Origin of the sequence: Mammaliicoccus fleurettii, from assembly GCF_003970575.1 — a bacterium.
GTDB classification, from domain to species: domain Bacteria; phylum Bacillota; class Bacilli; order Staphylococcales; family Staphylococcaceae; genus Mammaliicoccus; species Mammaliicoccus fleurettii.
This window is the reverse complement of the sequence record NZ_RXWZ01000108.1, coordinates 1-3,605: the sequence shown is the minus strand read 5'-3', so window position 1 is coordinate 3,605 and position 3,605 is coordinate 1. Positions and strand designations below refer to the sequence as shown.

Below are 3,605 nucleotides of genomic sequence, written 5' to 3'. Positions count from 1 at the left end.
AGTTTAAGCTTAAATTTAATAAAACATACTTATTAAAACAAAAAAACAAACTGAACTTATAAAATTAAGTTCAGTTTGTCCACAGTCTGAGGAGATGCATTTGCATCTCCTTTTTTGTATTATTACATCTCTCTAAATAATCCTACTACTTTACCTAATACTGTTACATTATCTAAGTAAATTGGTTCCATTGTATTATTCTCAGGTTGAAGTCTATATCTCTTTTCTTCTTTATAGAAGCGTTTAACAGTTGCTTCATCATCTTCTGTCATAGCTACAATGATATCGCCATTCTCAGCAATGGATTGGCTACGAACAATAACTTTATCTCCATCTAATATGCCAGCTTCTATCATACTATCGCCAATTACATCTAAAATAAAGATGTTGCTATTATGTGTAGAAGTAAAATGTGCAGGTAATGGGAAGTATTCTTCGACATTTTCAACAGCTGTAATTGGAATACCTGCTGTAACCTTACCTATAACTGGTACGTGAATTGTATTCTCTTGATTGATGTTCTCTCCAACAGTTTCAGTTATTTCAATTGCACGAGGTTTAGTTGGGTCACGTTTGATATATCCCTTTTCTTCTAATCTAGATAAATGACCATGTACTGTAGAACTTGATGCAAGGCCAACTGCTAAACCAATTTCACGAACACTAGGTGGATACCCTTTCGTTTGTACTATATGTTTGATGAATTGATATATTTCAGATTGACGTTTAGTTAATTCTTTCATAGTCGCACGCTCCCAATTAATTATTTAACCATATTATAGCACATACGTTTCCTTCGAACAAACATTTGTTCGTATTTTTATTGACTACGAACAGTTGTTCTGTTATTATAAAAATACAAACAAACGTTCTAGGAGGAATTGAGTATGACAATTACAATAAAGAAGACGGTATTAGTATATTTGGCAGTATTCTTAATGACTCTATTAATAGGATATTTATATTTAGCACAGTCGAGTGATATCTATACAACAGAACAGACGTACGAGATGACAGATCATCAAATTAAACAACATGAAGATAAACAACCTAATCATTTAACTAATTCAAATACATTAATAGGGTCTATAGAATAATTGAAAAATACGAGTAAATCCATTTGGATTTACTCGTATTTTTTGGTATCTTTTAAGTATGTAGAAAGTGGGGATAATATGTTAGATAAAGCAAAAATAGATAGAATCAATGAACTCGCTAATAAAAAGAAGATAGAAGGTTTGTCGGAATCAGAAGCGAAAGAACAGACTAAATTGCGAGCTGAATATTTACAAGCATTTCGAGGTAACTTTAAAAGTACGATAGAAAGTACAAAAATTATCGATCCAGAAGGTAATGATGTTACGCCAGATAAAGTGAAAGAAATTCAAAAAAATAATAATATTAGGAAATAAATATAAATTAAGAGATAATAATTAATTTTCGAATTTTTTTCATGTATAATGAAAAGGGATTACAAGAATAAAGGAGACTACATTTATGTTTAATGAAAAAGATCAACTTGCAGTAGATTCAATTCGTGCTTTAAGTATAGATGCTATTGAAGCAGCTAACTCAGGACACCCTGGTTTACCTATGGGTGCTGCACCAATGGCATATACATTATGGACTAAGCATTTAAATTTTAATCCTCAGTCTAAGAATTACTTTAATAGAGATCGTTTTGTATTATCTGCAGGACACGGATCAGCATTATTATATAGTTTATTACATGTTTCAGGTAGCTTAGAACTTGAAGAAGTGAAAAACTTTAGACAATGGGATTCAAAAACACCTGGACATCCAGAATTTAACCATACTGATGGCGTTGAAGTAACAACTGGACCATTAGGACAAGGTTTTGCTATGAGTGTTGGTATGGCAATGGCTGAAAAACATTTAGCTGGTAAATTCAATAAAGAAAAATATGATGTAGTAGATCATTACACATATGTATTAGCAAGTGATGGCGATTTAATGGAAGGTGTTTCTCATGAAGCTGCTTCATTAGCTGGTCATTTAAAACTTGATAAATTAATTACATTATATGACTCTAATGATATTTCATTAGATGGTGATTTAAATAAAGCATTTTCTGAAAATGTTAAAGAAAGATTTACTTCATACGGCTGGAGTTATATTTTAGTCGAAGATGGTAATGACTTAGAAGCAATTGATAAGGCTATAACTAAAGCTAAAAAATTAGATGGTCCTACAATGATTGAAGTAAAAACAATTATTGGTTATGGTTCTCCAAATAAAGCTGGTACTAATGGTGTTCACGGTAACCCATTAGGTGCAGAAGAACGCGAACTTGCATTTAAATCATATGGTTTAGACCCTTCAAAACGATTTAATGTGCCACAAGAAGTTTACGATGTATTTAGTGAAACAATGTTAACTCGTGCTAACGAAGCTGAAACAGCATGGGATAAATTAGTTGAAGCGTATACAAATGCACATCCTGAATTAGGTGAAGCATTTAAACAAGCTATCTCTAATGAATTACCTGCAGACTACGCTAAAGATTTACCTGTTTATGAACCTGGTAATAGTAGTGCTACACGTGCTGATTCTGGAGAAGTAATTCAAGCATTAAGTAAATCAGTTCCTGCATTTTTCGGTGGATCAGCTGATTTAGCTTCATCAAATAAATCAAACGTTAAAGATGAGGCTGATTTTGATAGCGAAACTCCAGAAGGTCGTAACATCTGGTTCGGTGTTCGTGAATTTGGAATGGCTGCAGCAGTCAATGGTATGGCAGTACATGGTGGTGTTAAACCATATGGTGCAACATTCTTCGTATTCAGTGATTACTTGAAACCAGCAGTTCGTCTTTCAGCAATCATGGGAGTACCTTCAACATTCGTATTCACACATGATTCAATCGCAGTAGGTGAAGACGGACCAACGCATGAACCAGTTGAACAATTAGCAGGTTTAAGAGCAATTCCTAACTTGAATTTAATTCGTCCAGCAGATGGTAACGAAACAAGAGTAGCATGGAAAGTTGCACTAGAATCAGATTCAACTCCTACAGCATTAGTTTTAACTAGACAAAACTTAACAGCTTTAGATGTTGAAGAATCAGTAGTAGAAGAAGGCGTTCGTAAAGGCGGATATGTAGTATATCGCTCTGAAATTGAGCCTGAGTACTTATTAATAGCATCTGGTTCAGAAGTTTCTCTTGCTGTAGATGCAGCAAAAGATATTGAAGCACAAGGTAAAGGTGTACAAGTAGTATCATTACCGAACTGGAATGCATTCGATCAACAAGATGCAGAATATAAATCTTCTGTATTACCTCCTTCAATCACTAAACGTGTCGCTATTGAAATGGCATCTTCTCTAGGTTGGCATAAATATGTAGGTCTTGAAGGTAAAGTAATTGGTATCGATACATTCGGTGCTAGTGCTTCTGGTGACTTAGTAGTAGAAAAATACGGATTTACTAAAGAAAATGTATTAAACCAAGTATTAAGCTTCTAATTATTCAACAAAAGCCTCATCCAAGAAATTTGATATGCTCCCTGTTAAGTAAACACTTAAATAGTGAAAACTTAGCAGGGAGTTTTATTATGACTAGAAATATTAAAATAGATATCAAT

At 33.4% G+C, this 3,605-nt stretch carries 4 protein-coding genes; 3 read left to right on the top strand and 1 reads right to left on the bottom strand.

Annotation, left to right across the window (positions count from 1 at the left end):
• Window positions 1–122: 122 nt before the first annotated feature.
• The gene (gene lexA / locus CD129_RS08770; protein ID WP_078356320.1) at window positions 123–743 is read right to left on the bottom strand and encodes a transcriptional repressor LexA; all 621 of its coding nucleotides are present in this window, start codon (window positions 741–743) and stop codon (window positions 123–125) included.
• 144 nt (window positions 744–887) lie between these two features.
• On the opposite strand from lexA, the gene sosA reads away from it, so the two are divergent.
• The 3 genes from sosA to tkt all read left to right on the top strand — a co-directional run bounded on the left by sosA (window position 888) and on the right by tkt (window position 3,486).
• Complete coding sequence (sosA, locus tag CD129_RS08765) at window positions 888–1,097, top strand: DNA damage-induced cell division inhibitor SosA (protein ID WP_078356321.1); 210 nt, start codon at window positions 888–890, stop codon at window positions 1,095–1,097.
• Between the two features lie 78 nt (window positions 1,098–1,175).
• Window positions 1,176–1,412 carry a DUF896 domain-containing protein gene (locus CD129_RS08760; protein ID WP_115337490.1) on the top strand — a complete coding sequence of 79 codons (237 nt, stop codon included), beginning with the start codon at window positions 1,176–1,178 and terminating at the stop codon, window positions 1,410–1,412.
• A gap of 85 nt (window positions 1,413–1,497) precedes the next feature.
• Complete coding sequence (gene tkt, locus CD129_RS08755; RefSeq protein ID WP_115337489.1) at window positions 1,498–3,486, top strand: transketolase; 1,989 nt, start codon at window positions 1,498–1,500, stop codon at window positions 3,484–3,486.
• Window positions 3,487–3,605 lie beyond the last annotated feature (119 nt).